17 protein-coding genes are annotated in these 22,122 nt (G+C 55.5%); 7 read left to right on the top strand and 10 right to left on the bottom strand.

Annotated elements, in window-relative coordinates; genetic code table 11:
- Nucleotides 1-349 precede the first annotated feature (349 nt).
- Genes ACMTNU_RS17435 through ACMTNU_RS17445 form a run of 3 tightly spaced genes read left to right on the top strand, consistent with a single transcriptional unit; the run spans nt 350 to nt 2,732 of the window.
- Nucleotides 350-886, top strand: coding sequence for a hypothetical protein (locus tag ACMTNU_RS17435; protein ID WP_413936572.1), 537 nt, complete (start codon nt 350-352; stop codon nt 884-886).
- A 42-nt stretch (nt 887-928) separates the two neighbouring features.
- Nucleotides 929-1,969 carry a substrate-binding periplasmic protein gene (locus tag ACMTNU_RS17440; protein ID WP_413936573.1) on the top strand — a complete coding sequence of 347 codons (1,041 nt, stop codon included), beginning with the start codon at nt 929-931 and terminating at the stop codon, nt 1,967-1,969.
- Between the two features lie 13 nt (nt 1,970-1,982).
- Complete coding sequence (locus ACMTNU_RS17445) at nt 1,983-2,732, top strand: DUF3365 domain-containing protein (RefSeq protein WP_413936574.1); 750 nt, start codon at nt 1,983-1,985, stop codon at nt 2,730-2,732.
- A gap of 64 nt (nt 2,733-2,796) precedes the next feature.
- Here the strand turns inward: ACMTNU_RS17445 and ACMTNU_RS17450 are convergent, their stop codons facing one another.
- On the bottom strand, nt 2,797-3,066 hold the full coding sequence (locus ACMTNU_RS17450) for a YtxH domain-containing protein (RefSeq protein WP_413936575.1): 270 nt from the start codon (nt 3,064-3,066) through the stop codon (nt 2,797-2,799).
- A gap of 444 nt (nt 3,067-3,510) precedes the next feature.
- Between ACMTNU_RS17450 and lgt the strand changes: the two genes are divergently transcribed.
- Nucleotides 3,511-4,323 (top strand): prolipoprotein diacylglyceryl transferase, encoded by an 813-nt coding sequence (lgt, locus tag ACMTNU_RS17455; protein WP_413936576.1) that lies wholly within the window; start codon nt 3,511-3,513, stop codon nt 4,321-4,323.
- Nucleotides 4,324-4,408: 85 nt separating this feature from the next.
- On the opposite strand, the gene ACMTNU_RS17460 is transcribed toward lgt, so the two are convergent.
- The 4 genes from ACMTNU_RS17460 to ACMTNU_RS17475 form a co-directional block, all read right to left on the bottom strand.
- Complete coding sequence (locus ACMTNU_RS17460) at nt 4,409-4,786, bottom strand: metallopeptidase family protein (protein WP_413936577.1); 378 nt, start codon at nt 4,784-4,786, stop codon at nt 4,409-4,411.
- A 24-nt stretch (nt 4,787-4,810) separates the two neighbouring features.
- Complete coding sequence (locus ACMTNU_RS17465; RefSeq protein ID WP_413936578.1) at nt 4,811-8,158, bottom strand: UvrD-helicase domain-containing protein; 3,348 nt, start codon at nt 8,156-8,158, stop codon at nt 4,811-4,813.
- Nucleotides 8,151-11,342 (bottom strand): PD-(D/E)XK nuclease family protein, encoded by a 3,192-nt coding sequence (locus tag ACMTNU_RS17470; protein WP_413936579.1) that lies wholly within the window; start codon nt 11,340-11,342, stop codon nt 8,151-8,153. The genes ACMTNU_RS17465 and ACMTNU_RS17470 overlap by 8 nt, the downstream gene beginning before the upstream one ends.
- 262 nt (nt 11,343-11,604) lie before the next feature.
- Nucleotides 11,605-11,874: a glutaredoxin family protein gene (locus ACMTNU_RS17475; RefSeq protein ID WP_086426146.1), complete on the bottom strand. Its 270-nt coding sequence runs from the start codon at nt 11,872-11,874 to the stop codon at nt 11,605-11,607.
- 237 nt (nt 11,875-12,111) lie between these two features.
- On the opposite strand from ACMTNU_RS17475, the gene ACMTNU_RS17480 reads away from it, so the two are divergent.
- The 3 genes from ACMTNU_RS17480 (at nt 12,112) to ACMTNU_RS17490 (ending at nt 14,099) form a co-directional block, all read left to right on the top strand.
- Nucleotides 12,112-13,086 carry an endonuclease/exonuclease/phosphatase family protein gene (locus ACMTNU_RS17480; protein WP_413936580.1) on the top strand — a complete coding sequence of 325 codons (975 nt, stop codon included), beginning with the start codon at nt 12,112-12,114 and terminating at the stop codon, nt 13,084-13,086.
- Nucleotides 13,087-13,191: 105 nt separating this feature from the next.
- A complete protein-coding gene (locus ACMTNU_RS17485) occupies nt 13,192-13,488 on the top strand; it encodes a DUF3817 domain-containing protein (RefSeq protein WP_413936581.1) in 297 nt (98 codons plus the stop codon).
- 14 nt (nt 13,489-13,502) lie between these two features.
- Nucleotides 13,503-14,099, top strand: coding sequence for a DUF6988 family protein (locus ACMTNU_RS17490; protein ID WP_413936582.1), 597 nt, complete (start codon nt 13,503-13,505; stop codon nt 14,097-14,099).
- Nucleotides 14,100-14,147: 48 nt separating this feature from the next.
- Here the strand turns inward: ACMTNU_RS17490 and ACMTNU_RS17495 are convergent, their stop codons facing one another.
- The 5 genes from ACMTNU_RS17495 to ACMTNU_RS17515 all read right to left on the bottom strand — a co-directional run bounded on the left by ACMTNU_RS17495 (nt 14,148) and on the right by ACMTNU_RS17515 (nt 21,876).
- Complete coding sequence (locus tag ACMTNU_RS17495) at nt 14,148-15,707, bottom strand: DEAD/DEAH box helicase (protein ID WP_413936583.1); 1,560 nt, start codon at nt 15,705-15,707, stop codon at nt 14,148-14,150.
- 35 nt (nt 15,708-15,742) lie between these two features.
- Nucleotides 15,743-16,846, bottom strand: a complete 1,104-nt coding sequence (locus tag ACMTNU_RS17500) for a DNA topoisomerase IV subunit A (RefSeq protein ID WP_413936584.1) — start codon at nt 16,844-16,846, stop codon at nt 15,743-15,745.
- Between the two features lie 6 nt (nt 16,847-16,852).
- A complete protein-coding gene (locus ACMTNU_RS17505) occupies nt 16,853-18,937 on the bottom strand; it encodes a DNA topoisomerase VI subunit B (protein WP_413936585.1) in 2,085 nt (694 codons plus the stop codon).
- Between the two features lie 118 nt (nt 18,938-19,055).
- Entirely contained in the window at nt 19,056-21,293 is a 2,238-nt protein-coding gene (locus ACMTNU_RS17510) for a WD40 repeat domain-containing protein (protein ID WP_413936586.1), read from the bottom strand.
- Nucleotides 21,294-21,303: 10 nt separating this feature from the next.
- Nucleotides 21,304-21,876 carry a DUF4124 domain-containing protein gene (locus tag ACMTNU_RS17515; RefSeq protein WP_413936587.1) on the bottom strand — a complete coding sequence of 191 codons (573 nt, stop codon included), beginning with the start codon at nt 21,874-21,876 and terminating at the stop codon, nt 21,304-21,306.
- Nucleotides 21,877-22,122 lie beyond the last annotated feature (246 nt).

The following is a 22,122-nucleotide window of genomic DNA, read 5'->3' on the forward strand; positions in this document are numbered from 1 at the left end:
TGAGCCCGAGGGATTTTAAGTCCCTTGCGTCTGCCTATTCCGCCACTCCGGCGAACGGCGGATTGTAGCATAGCGACCCTGGCCCTCTGCCACTATTCTCACAGCTCCCGTCTCTACCCATTTAGGACACACAGACACTGGGTGCGAGAAGTTGAATCTGCCACAGAATCGAATACCGGCGATTGCATCGACAAGCCTCCAGAAAAACGTCATGAAATCCGTCCTGACCGTACGATATAGTGATAAGAAATCAATCCTGTTAAGGTTGAGGGGTGGTACTCTGCGAACCAAGCTTTCACAATTTCTACTCGCTGCCTTCCTCCTCATAACAGCGATGCCAGGTGAAGCCTTGAGCCAAGAAGCAGTTCTCGATATCCTCCCGCTCCGCCCGTTCAATTTTGACGTGTCCTTCAACCAACAAAACTTTGGGCCCAAACGGAAACTTATCTCCGTGCAAGGCGGCTTCACCGCGCTTCGCTATGGCCCGCTGGAAGTGAGAGGGATCTACCAGTATTTCAGTCTTCATAATCCTATTATCACTACTGACCAACATCTCCTGTATGCGAACCCACGTTGGAATAACTTCATCGACATATTGGATTTTCCCAGCAGTAAACCCATCAGTCGCATCCTGCGCCATGTGCTCTTCGGTCCGCTGGAGCACCGAGCAGTACCCTATGTCGGCGCAATGCTAGGAGGTACCTTGCCGGGGCGAGGGGACCTTTCACCGGGCTACCTGTATGGAGGACAAATCGGGGTACGATTTCCTGTTGCTCAGGGGTTTTCTGTCGATATGGGGCTTCAGTATATGCGATTCGAAATCGATGCTCAGAGCAAGACCGACTTAGCGAAACAATGGCTCTTCACCATCGGCCTTCGGTTTTAGGCTGATGGCTAGCGAGCGATCGAGACATGGGAGATATGGATCGTGCGCGTTTGCGCAATTAAGAGATTCGTCGGCGTTCTTGTCGTGACAGGGCTCTGCATTTTTCTGCAAGGATGCGGTCTTGTCTTTGATGCCGTTGAGCTCATACACCCGTTGACGAGCGATGAACTGGCTACCATCTGCACACGAGGACGAGTGCGGGTCGGCATTTCAGTTGAACCGTTTCGTCCGTTTATCTTTCCTGCCATGTACACTGATGAAGGTATCAGAGTCACGGGCCTGGATATCGAACTGATCCAAGAAGTAGCCAATGCGCTCACGGCTCATTGCGGTAGTTCCACCCCCATCGTGCCAACACTCCATGTCACCCGCTTTCCGGACTTGTTCTTAAAGATGGCCGAAGGGCAGCTCGATCTGTTCGTCTCGTCCATCAGCGGCACCGTTCCCGGCACAAGGCCAGCAGGCCTCTGGTTTTCAGCCCCATATCTGCGCGACGACGGGCTTGCCGCCATCGTCAAAAATCCGGAGATCGCGGAGCGCGTACGGGCAACATTTCAGAAATACGCCGGGAAATGGGACACGCTCGCAGCCGTCCAAGAAGCCTTTGCCGGGTTGACCGTGGCGGTTCAGAAAGGGCGATCCGCCCACTTGTACAGCCAAGCCAATCTCAAACAAATTCGCTTAGTCGTCTGCGACTCGCTCCCTGCTGCCATTGAAGCGAAAGACCAGAACATCGACATTATTTTCTCCAAACACCTGATTGCTGAGTACGTGACAAAGCGGGTCTGGCACGAGTGGCAGCCCTTGACGCGACCGGACGGTGCACCTCTTTTCCTCACGCGGGATGATCTCTCCATCGTGACGAACGATGCGCATCGACGCTTACAGTGGCTCTTAAATAACCTGCTCTTTCGCCTGGAGGAGTCCGGACGATTAGCCCAGATGCGGCATCGTTGGATTGATGAAGAATATGCGCCTACCCGACGCGCAACGACAGAAGGGTTACCCCTTGAAGTGACCCAAGTCCCCGACCACTATGACCAGGGCCAGTGCCGCTTCGCCGAGGAGGCGAGGCGGAAATAAGAGAATGGACACAATGAAGACTCCTTCTATTTCGATCATGCTCTCATTCGGGCTGGCCTTGCTCCTCTCCAGCCCCCGAGCGGGTCTGGCACAAACCTCTCAGCAGGAGGTCGAACAGACCGCGGAACTCTTAGGCACCCTGCTCAACGCGGGGCGTGTCGTTGTGGAACAGAACCAATTGGTGATCAACGATCCAGGCAGAGGCGACAAGGGGTTCACGCCGAATGTCTTCGAACAGTCGGTCCTCACTGAGTTCGCACATCAGACCCATATTGACCTGAAAGCTCCGCCCGTTTCCTTGCCCTCACAGACAAAAGATCTCTTGTCCCTGCTTCTCACGGCCAGCAAGGAAGTGGTAGCGGATGCCCAATTCGTGATCAATCAGCGAGGAATCGGCTACAAGAATTTCATCCCGGCAACCTTTGGTAGTCAGGCCGCACGGAAGTTTTCCAAACGTTCCAAGGTGACCATCAAACAAACCGCGCTCAACGCAAGAGGCCTACGGAACATGCCGGATCCTTACGAGGAAGCCGTACTCAAACGCGTAGCCAGCCAACCCACTTTGACCTCGTCCATCGTCGAGTGGGTCGACGGAGGGCGGATACTGCGAACCATGCTGCCGATCTACTATTCAGAAGACTGTCTGGCTTGCCATGGAAATCCCAAGGGAATCTTGGACATTTCCGGCTATCCAAGGGAAGGGGCTCAGGCAGGAGACCTGGCGGGAGCAATCAGCATTCAGATTCCCGTGGACCATCGGTAGCAGGCAGCCGGCGCCGACGGAGGAAGGCGCCAGGCCGAGCTGCTACCGACGATCGTCGGGGCAATCAGTTCATCATCGCCACGAGTTGGGGCCGCTCTTCTTCACAACTTTTCGCGTTTCCAGGCTTACGGTTCAACACTTCTTCCACCCCTGACTTGACGGCCCTTCCCCATCGATTGGTCTGGGCTTGCGCCTTTTTCGCATAGCGGCTGATCGTTCGACGGGTCTCGACTCCGGTCTGTGGAGCAAAGAGGAGCCCGAGCCCTGCCCCAATGACTGCCCCACCAGCGATGAATGCAGCTACCTTGGCGACTTGCTTCTGCTGCTCCGACATGGTGAACCTCCTCATAATGGTGAATAAGCCGGAAGATCGCTACGCACCCCGTTCTCTTGGAAGAACTATCAGCATGCTCCGTGCCAAGGTCCAATGCGACGTTGAGAAGCCGATTCCCGTGAAAAATCGCGGAGGGCGTTTTTTGTCAATGAGGAATGACTAATTTTTGGTCTCCTTTTCTCAACAAATCTGGGTACAGCCGTCTCAGAAATCCAACAGCTGTCTCCTGCCGATCCTTGTCTATCAGCCAGGGAGGCCGATTTGCAGGCCATGAAACGTTAATGATTTCTCATCGCCGATGCACTTGCATTGATACGTGAGCCTCCGTATTATCCACGGGCAAGTCTTGCCTAGCTCCCTCAGAGTCGGGCGCGTGACTTCCGGTCCGTCTTCCTTTATAGAGAACGGTATGCTCTTGCACCGCACGGTCTTGGAAAAAGCTTGATGGCCCCCCCAGCCGCGCTCCCTTACCCCAATCTAGATCCGGTTATTGTCGCTCTCGGTCCCATTCAGCTTCGCTGGTATGGGCTGATGTACCTGATCGGACTCACCGCCGCGTATTTTCTCATTCGGCGGAAGGTGACGAGGAAGGAGTTGGCGATCCGGCAGGACCAGATCTACGACATGGTTGTCTATGCCGCCTTCGGCGTGTTTCTTGGAGGACGGATCGGCTACACGCTCTTCTATAATTTTTCGTACTACAGCCAAAACCCCCTGAAACTTCTCGCAGTGTGGGAGGGAGGGATGTCCTTCCACGGCGGGCTCCTGGGGACGATCCTCGCCCTGATCTGGTTCAGTCGAAAGCAGGGGATTCCCGTCTACACCGTCGCAGACCTCGCGGCCTCGGTCACACCGATCGGTTTGGGGTGCGGACGAATCGGGAATTTCATCAATGGTGAGCTTTTCGGTCGGGCGACCGATGTCGACTGGTGTATGGTCTTTCCCGGAGGAGGGCCCGCCTGCCGCCATCCCTCCCAATTGTATGAGGCGACGCTGGAAGGGCTGACGTTGTTCACGGTCTTGTGGTTGATTGATCGGCGACCGACCCCGCCTGGGACGATCTTCTGGACCTTCATCACTGGATACGGTATCAGCAGGCTCATCGTCGAATTGTTCCGTGAACCGGATCAGCACTTGGGCTTTATTTTTGGTCCGATTACCATGGGCCAGATCCTCTCGATACCGATGGTGCTGGTCGGAGTCCTCATGCTGATCTTAGGCTACCAGCGGGCCAGACAGAAACCTGCATACTCCTAAGAGTTCTGAGTAATGAGTACTGAGGTCTGAGTGAGAAGGCTCTTCATATTCCACTCAGCACTCATCCCTCGATCCTCAGCACTGATTAGTATGGCATCTCGTCGTCATCCAGTCCCACATGGTGGCCGAGTTCATGGACAACAGTGTCGTATACTTCCTGTACCACTTCCTCTGGGCTCTCACAGAGCCTGAGAATCGGCCCGCGGTAGATAGAAATCTGAGGTGGCGACTCCCCTCCCGGCCTAAAAAATGAATCAGCCGCCAGTGACTGGCCTTGATAGAGGCCAAGCAAATCATCCTCGCTCTCGAGCTCCAGATCTTCGAGGACTTCCTTCGATGGCTCCTCCTCGACCACGACCGTGATCGATTCCATCAACCTCGCATAGGGAAGCGGCAGGTCAGCAATGGCCTGTTGAACCAGCTCGGCAAAGGCTTCAGAAGAAATATGGTCATGCCTGGCCATATTCACAATCTCACAATCGACGACTTACAACTCGACAGCGGTCGCACAGCGCAGGAACAAGCAATGAAAGCGTGGCTCCAGTTTCAAACGTTGTCGCACCGCCGCCTTGTAGACTGCTCCCTGGGTTCGGTACTGCTCAGCTCGAACGACTGCCTGATCGGATGACACGACATCCGTCTTATAGTCCGCGATCCAGAGTTCTCCGTCGAACCGATAGAGCAGATCCATGACCCCTTCCATGACCTGCCCTTCACCCCAGGGCATAGTGAACGGCACCTCACGGCCTACAATTTGGGATGACCGAAGCCTGTCATAGAGAGGCGATCCGCCAAATGCCATGAACAGTCCATGAAGCGAGTCTGTCACGGCCGGCAGCAAGGACTGTTCCTCAGGTTGGAGCACCGTCCGGAGGATTGGACCGATCTGCTCAATCAATCCACTCGGCGGTGACGAAAAATTCCATCGCTCCAAAACCCGATGCGCGGCAATCCCTGTCAGTCGTCCCACGTCACGGGATTGACCATTTTGAGCGGGAAGAGACTTGCGTGGCACTTCTTGTCGAATCAATGCGGTTGGTGTCACATGCCATTCGGTCTTCGCGACAGCACTCCACCGTTGTTTTCGCTGCTCCCACAGTCTGGCAATTGACGGCACATCGATTGAGATAGCCGGATTCTCTGGTGCATGTACCCGGCGCTGCCAGGTTCGCTCCGGCGCATGTACGACGCGATGGGGAAGGCTACTCGCTCCGATCGAGAGTTGCTGCGTGGCCATCTCGCCAACCTGCCCTTCGCCAATTTGTTGCAGCCATTGGAAAGTGGTTTCTCCGGCCGATCGGGCCACCTTCCCTCCGGACAACACCAACAGCTCCTTGGCCCTCGTCATCCCGACGTAGAACACTCGCCGTCGTTCGGCCTCTTCTCGTACGGCAAACTTTGCCTGAGCCAGTACCGCTCCGATCGTGCGTTTTGACCCGAGAGATAATCCATAGATACCGCTCGACCAATCGTGCGCCACATGGGGCACCGTGCGGTCCCGGCCTGTTCCTTGATGCATTCCCGGCAAGACCACGATCGGAAACTCCAATCCCTTGGCCTTGTGGATCGTCAGGATTTGCACGGCATCGGAAGATGCTTCAGCCAACGGACTTTCTGCCTCTTCCGGTTGTTCGTCCAATCGCATCACCATTAACTCAATGAACGCACTCAACGTCATCGTGGCCCGTTCGGACAGTGAGGCGGCTGTTTGTTTCACTTTCAACAAATTGGCGACGGCTTGTTCACCATGCAGGGAGGCAGCGGCAGCCTCCAAGAGTGGGAGCCGATCGAAGATCAATTGGATCGCGTCAGCCAGTGGGACTGAAGGCACAGCCCGATGGAGCCAGGTCAATTGTTCATAGAGACGGCGAATCGCCGCAGCCCTCGGGTGGTCGAATGAGTCGAGACTTGTCCAGAGCCTATACTCCAATTGGGAGGCTTCATGGAATTCAAACACTTCTCGATCCGTCAACCCGCCCAGCGGAGAACGCAGCAGTCCCGTCAGAGCAATGCGATCGTGCGGATGGTCTAGCACTCGAAGCACATTCACCAGGTCGATCACTTCCTGGCGACGGTAAAAATGCTTCTCCCCTTCAATGACATAGGGAATGTTGTGCCGGCGCAAGGCGTCGAGGTAGGCATCGGCCTGAGTGAGCTTTCGAAAAAGCAATGCGACCTGGCCTGCCGCAGTATGAGGGCGTGAGAGAATCTCATCTCTCAACCATCGTGCCAACACTTCCCCTTCAGCTCGCACGGCGAGATCCGCATCAAACGGTTCACTCTCGTCAGCTGGAGTCGTCACTAAGAGCTGGACTCCTGCCTCCATGGTTGAAGGGCGACGTTGTGGGCGTACCTCAAGCCGGATATTGGCCGGCTGCACGAGGGGGTGGTGGACAAAGAGTCGATCAAAGATGTCGTTGATTGGGCTGAGCACGGCTGCGGCGCTGCGAAAATTGGTCGTTAACGTTTGGATGACCCCACCGCCTTGGGTGATCTTGTCCACCACCCGATCGAAGGCCTCAATGTCTGCTCGACGAAACGCGTAGATCGATTGTTTGGGGTCGCCGACAATAAAGAGCTTCCCCGGATCCAGCCTCATAGCCTGCCATGCGGTCTCATGCCGGCCGAGCTCCTCCGACACCGCAAGAATGATTTCGTACTGAATCGGATCGGTATCCTGAAACTCATCGACCAGCACCGCCCGATACTCTCGCTTGATTCCTTCCCTGACTCTGGGATGCGCATGGAGGAGACCTCTTGCCCTCGCCAGCAGACCGTCAAACGACAACCACCCTTTGTCCACGAACGATGCGCGGATCGACTCAACCAGTGGACCGAGGAGCTTCAGCAGATCACCAAACAAACTATGATCGACATCCAAGAGAGCCTGGCTGGTTTCAATGAGTCGTTTGGCCTCTTGAAACTCCGCTTCATCCCAATCCTTGACCTTACTCCCGATGTCCTTGCTGAGCCAGCCGCGAGTCGAGACATCCAACCGTTGGAGAACGCAAGGGCCTTCGTTCGCCACTTGAGTCAGCAACGACAGACACGCCCCAAGCATCTCCTCAATCTTTCGCCGTTTGGGACGATCGTAGGACTTCAGCAACGTGTGAGCCTTGTCTGCGCGTTCACCAACCCACCGACTGACACTCGGATTCACTGAGTCCTGTGCCAACTGTGACTGTATCGCCTCAAGATCGACAAGCTCGCTACAGAGTGCATACGCAAGGGCTCGGATCTCTTCAAGAGTCGTCACACCCAACAGGCGGCGCCACGGCTCATGATTCCTCCCTTGTCGACTCAACTCCTGATCGATCCACACATCCCACGCCTGCGTGAAATACTCTTCGAATTGCAAACCGTCGTCTTCTTGAAAATCCGGATCGACACCACTCTCCAGGGGATGCAGTCGCAGCAGGTGTGCGGCAAAACTATGCAACGTTCCAATTTGTGATTTCTCGATATCGACCAGCGCAGCATGAGCTCGAACCGCAATCTCATCCCTGGTAATCCCATAGCGTTCTTGCAGATCCTGAGCCGAGACGGCTCCGCCATCTGGTAGCCGTGCCCCATCGGTTCTGGGATCGGCCAGCCACGTCAACCGCTCACGCAAGCGCACCTTCATTTCCATCGCCGCTTTGTTTGTAAACGTCAGTGCGACAACCTGCGTGATAGGCACTGGGCGTGGCTCTTTCATCACCAGATGCACAAGGCGATTGACCAAGAGCGTCGTCTTGCCGGTTCCCGCCCCGGCAATCACAACGACATTCCGATCAAATGTGGTTTCGGCGGCTTCGCGGGCGGCACGATCAGAAATCTCGTGGTGGTTACTCATCCTGCACCTTGATCGCCCGCAAGGATCGAAGATCTTTGGACTCCGGTGCACGATACGACCGCCACCAGGTCAACTGATGTTCACGCCGACAAGCCACCCGGTACTCACACGTCTCACAGTAGGTGCCGGGCAGGATAAAGAACTGACCAGCCTTGAGGCCGGTCACCAGCCTCTCGATCGTGCCTTGAATCAACGCGCCAACGTTTCCAGACTGATCCCGTTTGGCAAACATCGAGCGATTGATTCGCTTCGGCCAATTGGGAGCCACAAAAAGCAATTGGACTTCCTCGGTCGTTCCCAACTCGGCAAGGTCGAGACGAGCATAGAACGGCGGTTGCAGCCGAGCACCTCGAACCGCCGACTGGCGAAGATTCCGGTCCTCCGGCTTCATGGTGCCACCGGTCTTATATTTGTAGTCGATGATTCGCAGAACGCCACTGTCTCGATGTCGGTCGAGCCGGTCCAAACGGCCTTGAATCTTCAACTCAACTGATTCCTCCTCAACCACAAGCAACAGGGTGCCGCTCGCTTCCAGTTCAAAAGCGACCGGCTGATAGGGCAACTCAGCATAGGCCGCTTGATCCGAAGCAATCGCTGCAAGCACCAAGGCGACGCCCTGTTCCTTCGCCAATTCCCATAGGAGAAAATGTCCGGGTGGATGTTCTCTTTCGCACTCCACAGCCGCCTTGACTACGGCCTCCTCAGCCACTCGACGGACGGTGTCGCCCGGCAGTGAGGTGGCAGGCCATCCCTTTCCAACAAGCGATGCATACGCGTGGCGCAGTCCCGAGTGGAGGAGAATACCGATCACCAGGGCATCCGGTTCTTTCCCCATCGTCAAACGAACCGGCTCCAGCCGTAGCACATCCGCCCCAAAATACTGGAACGGACAGCGGGCATACCGTTCAAGCGGGGTCGGAGCCACCCCTCGCCGCATCACCCGTGACCAGTGGGATGGAAGCGGCCCCGTCTGCCCATCAAACGGTGTGAGCGCCGGCACATCCTGTTCGATCATCGTCACTGCCGTCACCGCATGACGGAACAACTCAGTATCGTGTCCCATTGCCTGCAAGAACGAAGCAGGATCATGCCCTTGCAATACCATCCATCTCGAGAATTCCCTGGGAGGAAGATATTGACATATCGCAGGCCGGTGGGCCACTCGATCTGTCAGGCGGCGAGGAACCGTCTCCACCGGACACTCAAGCTGACCCAGCTGACGAGCACCCTGCTCGATGTAGGGCGAGACAACGGACACACGCCCATTTTCGTCGGCCCGCTGATACGACAGAAACAGCCGTCGGGTTGCAGCCTGACAGAGCAGAGTGAACAGCAATGTCTCCTCGTCATAGCCGGCTAACTTTTCATCGATCTTAAACCCCAGCGTGGAATCGAGCACCACCCGATGACGATCGCGTAGAAAGGGATCCTCGCGAATATACCGGGGAAAGTGCTTTTCATTCAGCCCGATGACAAACAGTGCTTTGAAGGGAGTTCCGCGGGCAGCCATCGCATCGAGTATGGTGACACCTTGATTGGAGACGGAACTCACCGGTACAGAAGCACGCTCCAATGCATGCTGCAGCAGCTCAACAAATTCCGCCCAAGACAGTTCTTCTCCAAGAATATCGAGCGACCGTAATCCGTCCCAGGTCTGTTGGATCGCCTGCCAAATCGAATACGATCGCGTATCATCAAAACAGTCCGTTTCTGAACCCTCAGCCTCCTGATGAAACAGATGGCGTGAAGCCAGCTGCTCAAGCACATCCACGTGTTCTCGGATCGTCGCCTGCACAAGCACCGTTTCACAGGATCGGAACAAGTCTTCTACGACCTGCCAGCACAGCGCCGCCACTTCCGGGACCACCGCCAGTGATCCTCCCTGGGCCTCTTCATCTCTTTCATCTTGCAGCGTCAGCACAGACTGACTTGCCCGTTTCACCCGCTCCCATTCATCACGGCCATGGGTGATACGGAGCGCAGAGACCATGGCCTTCCATTGTTCAGGCCGATAGTGGGGACTCCCGTCTAATGGTTTGAATGATCGATAGAGCGGCGAAGCAATGAGGTCGAGAACCGTCGTGCCATAGAAATCATTGATGGGCAGGGAAGCCAGCTGTAAGAGAAGCTTGCAGAGCGGCTCCTGGATCAGCGGAGTGCCTCCATTCGTCACGAACGGAATACAATGCCGATCGAATACGCTTCGCAACAACACGCTGTAGGGGTCCAAGGTCCTGGCCACAACGCCGATCTCATCAAATCGATACCCGTTCGTTTCGACGAGATCGAGAATCTGACGACAGGTGGAACTCAATTCTTCTTCCGCCCCGATGACGCTGGAGATCGACAACGTCACAGGGGTGCCACCAACAGCCACATCTGGTCTCGGCAATGTCACACAGGCGTTCGGACCTGCGCCGAGAGGGTTGATATGCCGATCGAGGAAGCGTTGCGCAAACGTGTAGGAGGTGTCTTGCTCTAGCGGGAAGAAGAGTGTGGTCTGCACCGTTGCACGCACGGCTTCAAGCAGCGAGAGTTGTACCTGCGTGAGATCATAAAATCCGTAATAGAACAGATGCCTGAGTGACGCCAGGAAGGGAGACGATGGAACGAACGGAATCAAGGACTCAGCAAAGTCATCATCTGTCCCCACCCCAAATGTCGTGCCCACCTCTTCCACAGCCGCATACAAGGAGAAGAGGGCTTGGAGCTGATCGCGTTCATCTTGGCCGAAATACCCTTCTGTGACACCTTGGATTGCGGCAGCGGGGTCAACCCCGGCGTCCTTCAAGTCCCGAATGCTCGACCAGAGAGCGGCCCAGGTCCCTGAGGCGTGTCCGATCCGTTGAAGTGGCGCTAACCCAGAGAGACGATTCCTTGTGAGATAGCGGACAAGCTGCTCGAAGAACAGATCGTCGACAACACGAATGCTCGGCGATCGATCCTGACCGCGAATCTCATCTGCCAGGCGAAGGGCGAGCTGATGAAAGGTAAAAAGATGGACATTGAGCAGCGCGCAGTTCCGCTCAGCACTAAGGAGCCGCTTGATACGATCGAGCAACGTGCTTGACGGGACAAGAATCGCAACCGGAGCGAATGGATCCTCAGCCTGTGCGAGATGGAGTTGATCGACGAGAGCAGATTCGAGAGAAGGATGGAACCGACCGGTGACAACGCGGAGCATCTACGGCGTATCTCGTGAAGCGTGAAGCGTGTGGACACCAATACAGTCTTTCATCTCTCTGGCTTGCGCTTCACGAACGGCGAGTAGCGAACGACTCAACTAGCCGGTCTCTGGCCCCAAGAGCTCTCCGTTGCAGTCGACGCAAGCCCAATCACCGTCTATGAACGACATGGGGTCGCCGCAAATTGGACAGTCGGGAGGAGGTCCTTTATCAATCCTGGGAAGATCCGGCAGCTCAAAATCCTCTTCTTCCATGGTCCCTTTACCCTTCTTCCCGTTGTTTGATTTTTAACTGAATGGCCTTCTCCGCACTCTCCCGGCTCGGCACACCAACGAATGTCAGCCGCCCATCAATAATGGTCGCAGGCACCGCACGGACGGAATGACGATCAGCCAACTCCTGCCCGTCTTTCGTGGTGATATCCACTTCCCGGTAGGAAAAACTGTACTTTACCTTCAATTGCTTCCACAGGCTCTTCGCTGATGGGCAGGCCCCACAGCTAGGCGACACAAGTAATGTAATGTTTGGCATGATCTTTCCGGACCGGCGTTAATCTATTCTGATACTCGGATCTTAGCACCCGCTCAAAAGTCTGTGCAAGGACGGTCCAATATCGCCTTCTGGAAATGCGCTCGTGGTGGGCCATTCCAATTGATTCACAACAAGCTACCTGAAGCACCCGCTTGAGGCGTGGGATTCCCTTTCAGATAGTCGCAACCGATTCTGACCGCTGGAAAGCCTAATGAAATCGGCGTATGGTATCGAGACATGTTTCGACACCTCTTCCATATCCTCCTCGGTCTTACTGTCATACTTGGACCCTTCATTTCGCCGGCAACGGCTGAACCAGGCAAAGATGCATCGCCTCGGCTGCGCGTACTCACATACAATCTGCTGCACGATGGAGGATGGTCGGGATTCTTCGAGAGCGGCACGCATCTCGAAGAGCGGTTGGAGATGACAATCCAGGAATTACGGCGGTTGCAGCCAGACATCATCGCACTTCAAGAAGCCTCAGAGAGCCGAAAGCATGGCAATGTGCCGCAACGGATCGCCGAGGCTCTGGGATATCAGATGGTGTTTGCGCCCGCCACAGAACGGATCTTCGGACTCAGCCTCGTCGACAAGCTCATCACCGCCACCATCGGCTTCAAGGAAGGATCGGCTATTTTGAGTCGATATCCGATCGCCGCCTCGGAGGTCTACGACCTGCCCCGCTGCCAACGTCGACTGGATCCCCGCATCCTCTTGCGAGCTGAGATCACCGCACCGGATGGACCAGTACAGATCTTTTCCGCCCATACCGCAAAGGGAGATGACTGCCAGCTTCAACGAGTCGGCGAGTTGTTCCGTGAACATCAAGGAACGGGGCGCGCCATCCTCATGGGCGATTTGAATACGGGGGAACAATCCCCGGTCCTTCTTGGTTGGCAAAAGGACCCAGGCCTCATCGACGTCTTCCGGGCCACAAATCCAGGTATCTCTGGCGGAACCGTCTGGCAAAATATCTACGTCGATTGGCCCACCACCGATCGCCGCGTGGATTTTATTTTCGTACTGGACGAAGGCACTGGAAACAGTCCCGTTGTGCACTCAAGTACGCTGGCCTTTGACCAACCCGGCCGCCTGCCGAACGGTGATGCCATCTGGCCGTCCGACCACCGCGGTGTAATAGCCGAGATTGAGTTCCTCCCTCTCGACCGTCCACGAATCAGCCGACTACCCAACGCAAGCACTCGATAGAAAGACGGGGCAAGCAAGATGGGACCTCATTGACACGTGATAGGAAGTCCCCGACAATACCCACCTGCTAACTGTTCCTAGCGATGAAAAGGAAGATCAATTCAGGTGAGTCCGATCCGAAGATTTAGGCTGACCGCCTTGGCCGAAGGTAGTTCATTTCTCGTGTTGCTATGTATCGCGATGCCGATGAAATACTTGATGGGGATGCCGCGAGTGGTGACCGTCGTGGGAGCTATTCACGGAATCTTGTTTCTACTCTATGTCGCCCAGTTGGCCAAGTTACGGACTACACATCAATGGGACGACAAGTTTTCCTTTTATGCCTTTCTGGCTTCTCTTCTCCCGTTTGGACCATTTATCTTCGATGAGCGCCTTCGCGAGAAAGAAGTCGTTACGAACTGAACCGTCACCAGCTGATGAGCATTCCTGCCGAGCTAAAAAGACAGGTAGAGCTGGTTAAGTGGATTAACAAGACCTTATCTTGCCCTTACAAACTGTCCTCTCGAAATCAACAGTTGGCTCTTCCGTGTTTTGATCTAGCCGTAGAGCACCATGCAGGAATTTACTTACTTGGAGAGTCAAGACTGTATGGTTCCATGTACGCTTTATTGCGGGTCGAATTCGAGGCCCTTGCAAGGGGGATATGGCTGCATCATGTGGCTTCAACTGAAAACATCGCCAAATACGAGAATGAAGACTTGAAGATTGGTTTTGGCGCTATGCTAAAACTCATTGAAGAGCAGCTTGATATTTCTACAAGCATCCTATCTCTGATTAAGAACAAACAATGGGACATATTCAATAGTTTTACGCACACGGGCTACCAGGCTCTCGTCCGCCGAGTCACTATGACCCATACCGGTCCAATCAATTACAGTGAGAATGAAGTAATTTCCATTCTAAGGCATGCAGGTCTCTTCGCTGTTTTAGCAGCTACCGAGTTAGCAAACATGACTGGAGATCAAAAACTGATCGAATCAACTATGGATCAGGCTAGGCGATACGGGGAATAGTTGCAGGCAATTCGTTGCTGAAATATATGACGAAGGCTAGCACATATGTCACCGTTTTCCGTCATAGCCCCGCTCTTTCCACTTCTCAAGCAATTGGATACGCTTCTTGAGTTGCTCGACCGTGGCTTGGTCGACCCGGCTTCCCGTGCGGGCAATGAGTTCGGCATTCAGGCGTCGATGATCAATGCCGCTGGTCCTCGAAACGGCGCTGACCAGCAAGCGATGAAGATCCCGCAAGTCTTGTTTCTGTTCATAGAGTGAGACCGCCGACTCCTGAACTGCAGCCGCACCCCCCTCACTGCGCGTCTCCTCTTCACCGATCAAGCTATCCATCCTCGCGACAGCCATCAAGGGAACATATTCGTTCGTCGAAACCGTCACCCGCCCGAAGAGATCTCGCTGCCCAGCCGGCATGATCTCTTCCAACACATGATCGCGCTCCGCCTTGATCTGTTTGGCATAGTGCACCAACACCGGATCTTTCGGCAGATAGAGCCACGCCCGTTGCGGCCTCGGAAGCCCATCCTGCATCCGTACGAATCGGCCCACGACCTGCCGAAAGTACATTTCCGTGATGACATTCGTGCCATAGACGCCGACACGAAGCCGAGGAATGTCCACTCCTTCGCTGACCATGTTGACGGCCACCAGCCACTGTTGTTTCTTATGGGCACCAAATTCTTCGATCGTGCGCGAAGCATCCGGATCGTCAGATACCGCAACCTCCGCTTTAGTCCCGGTGACGCGGGCTACGAGCTCAGCCACCCAGCGGGCATGGTCCTGATCCATACAGACGATCAATCCACCGGCATCCGGCTGCTCTTCCTTCCGAAGCCGTGTCAGCTGCGCATGGGCATCGGTGATGACTGGGCCGAGCCAAGTGTCTTGCAGCAGGGCCGTTTTCAACCGTTCACGTTGCCGATTGAACGTCAACCCATCCTGAAATGTCGCCTGATGCTCGCGACCGTCTGACAGCCAACTCAGCTCACCTTCATAGCTTGGGAAGACGATCGGCCGACAGACGTTGTCACGGATCGCTTCGGTATACCCATAGGCAAAATCAGCCCGGCTTTCGTCATGCTCATACCGGATAAACGGAATCGGATTGTTGTCCGACCTGAACGGCGTACCGGACAAGATCAGCCGAAACACCGCCGGATCGAAGGCGGAGCGAAGCGCTTTCCCCCAGTTCTTCCCATCGCCTGCGTGGTGCAACTCATCAAAAATGAGCAACGTCTTCTTGCTCTTGCAGACGCGCTGAAAGATCTCTGGAGCCAGGCAAACTTGCTGGTAGGTGACCACGGCACCGTGATAGTCGGAGGCCTCAGCCGGCTGATCGTTCGTCAATGTCGGGTCGAGCTGCAGCCCGATTTTTCCCGCAGCCTCGGACCATTGCGTGCGGAGGTGATTGGTCGGGCAGACAACCAGCACCCGGACCGCCGCCTGCTTCGTCATGAACTCATGCGCAACACGCAACGCAAAACGAGTTTTCCCGGCCGCAGGCGTGGCCATCGCCAGAAAATCTTTCGACTGATTGCCACAGACAGCCGACAACGCTCGTTGCTGCCAGTCACGAAGGGGCGCAGTCCAGGCGGGTAATGGCTTCATGGCCGATGCATCGTGGCCGGTTCAAAGAAGCGAGACTAGTCCAACCAATCGCGTTCCTGAAGCTTCTTCGGCAGGTATTTCTTGGTCAGGTATTGAAAATCTTTGTTGGCCAACGCATCGAGTTCGTATTTCAATCCGCTGGCCAGCATGCGCTTAATCTCTGCCTGCCAGGCCGGCTTCTTGAACCACTGGTAGTTCAATAGTTCCTTCGCACGGGCAATATCCTTGTCGTTGAGCTTGATGCCGACATTGCGCGGCAGCTCGTAATTCTCCGGATCGGCGCTCGACAGCCCCACGAACTTGGCTTTTGGAATCGCCATCCGTTCGCTCTCGAAGGCCAGATTGATCGAGCCCTGTTTGACCACGGAATAGATGTAGTACCCCCAGGGGTCGTTATCGACCAGCACATAGACCGGCAACCGATGTTCCTCGTGCAGCCGGCAGGCCAATCGCCGGACACCCCGAGGAGGTTGGCCGTTTCCAGTCAGAAGAATACAGTTATAGCGACGCCAGAACTTGTCCTCCGAAAGCCTGTTCCACTGCGTGCCTTTCTCGACAAGCAGCACAAAGTCCGCCGTACAGCGCCGGATCTCCAGATACTCCGGCTCGACGATCGAGGGGACGGAGTAGCCACCCTTGCCGAGCTTCGAACAATCGACACGATCGCCGTCATCACCGAAGACCACCGGCCCCACGATGCTGCCTCGATTTTCGGCACTGACATGGAGCTCTTCTCGAAGCGCCGCGAGCGACACTTCGAGATCTTCAATGACCGGATCGGACTCGTCCTGCGCATCAAAGGTATTCTCATGAGAATCCTTGATCGTGTGTTTCGTGCGGTAGTAAATTTCTCGAAGCGACGTCGTGAGGTCGGCGCGCTGCAACTCGGAGAGCGCATCGGCGACCAGTACCGTCTGCATGAATCGTTTTGCCATGCCGACGTTGAAGAACGACCGCTCCTGCTTTTTGCTTCCCATCTCAATAAGGCCCTTCTTTTCGTTGAAGGACACATTCGAGAGAGCACGAATCGGAATCTGAAGCGTTGGATCTTTCGACCGCTCGGCCGCTTGGATGACGATATCCGCCAGACCGATCAGCTTCTTCTCCACCACTGTGGGATTTTTAGTCTTGGTCGCCATGATGTCCTATTTCTGTTTGCGAGGAGCGGTGGACTTACCCGGCTTGGTAGTCTTCATTTTCGAACCAGACTTCCCCCCAAAGAGCATCGTCTGCTCAGACTTCGCAGCTGCTTTCCTTGGCGATTTTTCAGGATGTCTCGCTTTGACCACCGGTGCCTTTGAAGCCGGCTTCTCGAGAGGCGTTGTCTCTCCCGGTGCGTCGGACGTGGCCCTCGGTGCCGTTCCTGCCTGATCAGCCTCGACTTGACTGGCCACCGCCGTCTCACCTTCGATGCCTTCTGCTGTCACGATGATGGAGTGCGGCAGCCCTTCAGGCCCGGCTCCGGTCTTACCCAAGGCATGGTCGGTTTTCTGGCCGCCGGTACGGGCGGAGGCGATCTTCTGCAGCTGTGCTTTCAATTTTTCTTTTGGTAATTTGCCTCCCTTGAGCCGATTGCAGGCCTCAACCACTTCTTCGATATACAGCTCAAAGATATTGCGCCGGCGGAACTCGCTCGCCGCCCGTTCGCGACGACGCACGAAGAGGCCGAGCCTCCTGCCACATTCACGAAGCGCCAACGTGATTTCTTTTTGGATCTCATCGTAATCAGCGATCGCTTCCTTCGATTCACTCGTGAACGGTACCCAGACCGAGGCCATATGGACGAAGATCACCATTGGTCCACCTGGCAACGCTCCACGCGACTGCGTCAGCCCATAGTTCTTCCACGTGGTGCTCAGTACGGCCTTGAAGGTGGAACAGGCCGACTGCTGATACAACAGTGGTACGCGATTCGCGTAACGAATGACGCGAGCAAGCTCTGAATCTTCCTCCTCGCCTTCACCCTCGGCTTTTGGCATGGTCGGCTGCTGCGGCTTGTTCTGATCTTGCGGCCTGTTGCCATAAGCCAGCCCCGCCTCGATGATGAAGGGGTTGCCACGATACACGGCCGGAGGCCGGCTGACCGCCGTATAAAACTCACCCTTAATTTGCTTATAGAGTCCGGAAAGAATGGCCTTCTCGCCGATCGGTGAAATGCAGTTGGTCGGCGGCGCCATGAGCTTCGTCTCTTGCAAGGTCTTGTAGAGCGTTTCCGCCACAGGCCCCTTCAGTTCACGAGGCTTGGCATCAGGCGACACCTTCGCCGCCTTGCAGATGTCTTCGGCAATTTGAGCAGACACCCGACAAAAATCACTCTCGAGAAAGCCGGCAACCGTATGGCTCTTCGTATCCTGCAACATCTTGAGCAACATGCCGAACTCAATCCCGTAAGGATGCGGCTTGATCTCACGCGGCTGCGGCGGCAGCTCATGATAGGTGCGTGCGTATTCTTTCGTCTCGCCTTCAGGCGTGTGGTAGATCAACTTGACGTGGGGATTGGCAATCGAAGTCTGCTCCAGCCATTCATCGACCGAGGCGCGGCCCTTCTGATACTTGCCTTCCACTTCCAGTGTGACTTGCGTACCGCGCGGCTGCTCCCAATCAATCTGTTTATTTTCGTGAACCAATGGCTCATTCTTTTTCGTATCGATCTGGACTTCGAAGAAATGCGCGGCGGCCTTCGGCCCGATGCGAGAAATAATCTTGACCGGTTTGCCGGTGGTAAGCTGTCCATACATTCCGGCAGCCGAGATACCGATGCCTTGTTGTCCACGGCTCATCCGCAAGCGATGGAATTTGGATCCGTACAACAGCTTCGCGAAGATCCGAGGAATCTGTTGGCGAACGATGCCCGGTCCGTTGTCGGTGACCGTGACACGGAACCGGTTCGCTTGGCTTGCTGCGACCGGTTGCCCGTTCGATACGACCTCAAGTCGGACCGTCACATCAGGAAGGATCCCGGCTTCCTCACAGGCATCGAGTGCGTTATCGACCGCTTCTTTCACACAGGTCAGCAACGCCTTGCGCGGGTTGTCAAAGCCGAGCAGGTGCCGATTCTTCGTGAAAAACTCCGAAACCGAAATTTCCCGCTGACGCGCGCCCATCTCCACTGCAGTGACCCGTTCCGCGGGTTTGGCTGCAGGTTTCTTGGTTGCGACTGGTTCGGGAGTGGATCGAGAAGCGGACGATATCAATTCAGTCTCTGATGCGGATGCTTTCTTAGTGGCCATTCACCCTCTTTTGAAGACAAGCGTTGATTGTGTGGTACCACAAAACCTATTCGGAAACAATGGGACCAGATGGTGAACGACCGAAACAGAAATAGACCTGTGCAAGAAACGAATTACCCTATCGGGCAATGGAAGGGTCGCGCAGATAATGTGCAGGAGCCATTGTCTCAAGAGACCAGACCAGAATTTTTCGGTTGAGAGTCGACACGATCAAGTGCTTCCCATCACTCGTCCAATGCAGATGAGACGGTGTTCTGACATGAAAAGTCTTTCGTTTGGCTTTGGTGGACAGGTCCCAGACGGAGATATATTCTCCCACGCGAGTCGCCGCCCATCGCTGTTGTGGATCGACGGCCATGGCTGTCCCCAACCCTACGGGCGGTCCGTGGTCAACCTCCGTATCTCGATTGGTAAAGGTATCCAGGTCTGCCCGCAGCTTGTTGTGTTTGGGATCCCAAATCGCAAGCGTCATGGATTGTTGGTCATGAGTGCGCGTGGTCGTCCAGATAAAGGGTTGGTTCCATCCCAGACTGGACCAGGTTTCCGGTAAGCTGGCCGGCTTCTCCACCTCGCGCCAGGTCGCACTGTCCCACACAACTCGACCAGCTCGCGAGATCGTCGTGAGCCACGCCTTGCCGTCCAAGAAATTCAATCCTTCGACGATCTCCCCCTGCACGGCTCCCTTCTTTGCACAGATCTTTCCAACACAAGCCGGTGATCGGCTAATATGGGTCAGCTCTTTCACAACTGTTCGGGTAACGAGATCCACGACTAACACATGTGGCAGTTCCCCTGCGATGACCAGAACACGGTTGCCCGGAAGAAATTGCAACGCATTAATCTGTCTTTGTCCGCTTGTATAAGGGGGAAACTCTCGCCAACTATGAGTTTCCCACAAACGAATCTCTCCTTGGGTGGTTCCCACCGCCAGGATGGCGCCATCGGAACTAAACGCGAGGGCGCTAGCTGGTACAAGCAGCTTCAGCTGACGCAACAGCATACCCTGTCCCGGATCCCAGATTTTCAGAAACCCGTCATCACTAGTCGTCACAAGCTGGTTTGCACTAGGGGAGGTTGCCACTGCACGTACCGCCATTCCATGAACAAACGCCGGCGCAGCAGTCGGCGTAGGAGACGCCACCGGCACCAGGTCTTGTGGTGCCGGTCGTTTTGCTAAAACCTTGGCCTGTGGCTGGCCTGGATCCAGTACCAGCTCCGGAGAATGTGACGAGACGTCCCAAATGGAGGCCTTCCCATCCACTTCTGGATTCAGGCCTCCCTGCAACACCACAAGCACCTTGGCTGCGGTCGGCGACCATTTCACCAATGTCACGCGGGTGCCCATTTGACGGCAATCATGTCCACACAAATCAGGCAACATCGTTCCCGTCGGCAAGTCCCAGATCTGGAGTGTGGAGAGATGATCGGACTGTCCGACTAAATAATCCCCATCGGCCGAAATATCGACCGTATGCAGATGGCTCGGTACCCGCACTCCCCTCTCATGATCCTCATAGAGAAACTCCGTCAAGGCGACCAGCTTGCCTGTGCTGACATCGACCAAGACATAACTCGATTCACCACTCGCGGCGACCAGCCGCTGGCTGTCACGCGAGAAGAGTTGGAGTGTCGCCGGTGCCCCCGTTTCCTCTGCACTCGGCAATGCGGCACGAGCCGCAACCGTCGCTCCACCCGTCTCGATGAGGAGCACGGCACGACTCACGTTCACCGCAAGAGTGACGTTGTCCGGGGCGAAGAGAAGCTCTCGCACAATGCCCTCCACGGCCACATCTCGGATGGTCCCCCCTCGCAGATCGTACAGATGGATTGTATGGCCTTGCGCAATCGCTAATTGCTTGGCATCGGGAGAGGCCGCGACGGATGACACGTCTTTCTTCTGATCCAGCGCGATATGCTTCAGCGGTACGAGCTTCTTGCCCAGCTGCCAGACAGAGACCGCCTCGTTCCCATGACGGAGAATCAACTGGTCGGTCTCACTCGAGTAGGCAAGCAACTGATAGGGTTCGCGCGATTCTGAGGGGATCGTAGCCAGGGCGGCACGATTCCTCCAATCATAGATGGTGACGCTGTGTCCCACGCATAGTACCCACCCGTCTTGCTTCATCAAGGCGATCTGCCGACAGGGAAGGTCCGGGATCTTTGCCAGAAGTGTCTTGGTCTCCAGATCCCACACCGCTAACTCCTCCATCTGGACTAGGAGAAGCCGACCGTCATCAGAGAAAACCGCAGAGGTTTTTGAGACAGCCCCCACCGCATCCTGCCGGGACAACGCAATGAGGAACAAAAATGCCACGAGTGCAACCTTCACGATCTTCTGTCCTGTCCACCCATCCATTATCATGGCTTCATTCTGCTGCATGATGACGCGAACGTGAGACTCCCGCAGCTCGCTCTTTCCCCTTGCGGACATGACCTGAGATGGAAGGGTTTTCAATCTTAGTCCCCGCCTCTGCACCTCCCTTGGCGACAGGCAACACGTCGACGACATGTTCAAGCCCATGTTTGTCTTTCCACGATTGAGCCGGAGCCCTGGTATCTTTCTCACCGAGGTCGATGACTTGCCACGGACTGGTCAACATGGCTTGAAAGGGGTTCAACCCTTCGATGGTCGACGACATAGGGGGTTCTTCATTGGCCGGAGACGTCACGCTTGGAGCTGAAAGCGGGCGAGCCTCCGCACGAGGCGGATCGGGTGTGACTGGACGAACACTCGCCTTCTTCGACAATGCAGATTGCGGAGCCGGCACAGCCGTCAGATCGGATTTCTTGTGCGTACCGGCAGGCGGTGCATCGGTAATATGGAGATGCCCCTGTTCATCGGTCCATTTATAGAGCTCTGCGCTGCAGATGATCGGAGAGAAAATCAGCCCGGCCACTGTGCTCAGGATAAGCGTGTTCGTGATGGGAGAGGACCGCATAACCCACCTCGTGCATCAATGGAACAAAGTATAGCAGCTGCTTCCAGTTGTGCACGTAACTTCGCGTAACTGGATGGAGGCCGATCAAGCAACCAATGGTTTGGTAAAGAGGAGAGCTCAGCAGAACGCGTAGGGTGGGAGGAGCACGCACCTAACCGAGGACGATCAGGTACGGCGGAGATCTTGGGAGGACTTTAGGCTTCCCAGTCAAAGCTGGGCTTGCACACCATCCTCTTTCACTCGACC

The organism is Nitrospira sp. BLG_1 (assembly GCF_047338595.1).
Lineage (GTDB): Bacteria > Nitrospirota > Nitrospiria > Nitrospirales > Nitrospiraceae > Nitrospira_D.

Coding starts and splice junctions, on each gene's coding strand:
- ACMTNU_RS17445 (WP_413936574.1), top strand. CDS start 1,983: ATGAAGACTCCTTCTATTTCGATCATGCTCTCATTCGGGCTGGCCTTG.
- ACMTNU_RS17450 (WP_413936575.1), bottom strand. CDS start 3,066: ATGTCGGAGCAGCAGAAGCAAGTCGCCAAGGTAGCTGCATTCATCGCT.
- lgt (WP_413936576.1), top strand. CDS start 3,511: ATGGCCCCCCCAGCCGCGCTCCCTTACCCCAATCTAGATCCGGTTATT.
- ACMTNU_RS17460 (WP_413936577.1), bottom strand. CDS start 4,786: ATGGCCAGGCATGACCATATTTCTTCTGAAGCCTTTGCCGAGCTGGTT.
- ACMTNU_RS17465 (WP_413936578.1), bottom strand. CDS start 8,158: ATGAGTAACCACCACGAGATTTCTGATCGTGCCGCCCGCGAAGCCGCC.
- ACMTNU_RS17470 (WP_413936579.1), bottom strand. CDS start 11,342: ATGCTCCGCGTTGTCACCGGTCGGTTCCATCCTTCTCTCGAATCTGCT.
- ACMTNU_RS17475 (WP_086426146.1), bottom strand. CDS start 11,874: ATGCCAAACATTACATTACTTGTGTCGCCTAGCTGTGGGGCCTGCCCA.
- ACMTNU_RS17480 (WP_413936580.1), top strand. CDS start 12,112: ATGTTTCGACACCTCTTCCATATCCTCCTCGGTCTTACTGTCATACTT.
- ACMTNU_RS17490 (WP_413936582.1), top strand. CDS start 13,503: ATGAGCATTCCTGCCGAGCTAAAAAGACAGGTAGAGCTGGTTAAGTGG.
- ACMTNU_RS17495 (WP_413936583.1), bottom strand. CDS start 15,707: ATGAAGCCATTACCCGCCTGGACTGCGCCCCTTCGTGACTGGCAGCAA.
- ACMTNU_RS17500 (WP_413936584.1), bottom strand. CDS start 16,846: ATGGCGACCAAGACTAAAAATCCCACAGTGGTGGAGAAGAAGCTGATC.
- ACMTNU_RS17505 (WP_413936585.1), bottom strand. CDS start 18,937: ATGGCCACTAAGAAAGCATCCGCATCAGAGACTGAATTGATATCGTCC.
- ACMTNU_RS17510 (WP_413936586.1), bottom strand. CDS start 21,293: ATGGATGGGTGGACAGGACAGAAGATCGTGAAGGTTGCACTCGTGGCA.
- ACMTNU_RS17515 (WP_413936587.1), bottom strand. CDS start 21,876: ATGCGGTCCTCTCCCATCACGAACACGCTTATCCTGAGCACAGTGGCC.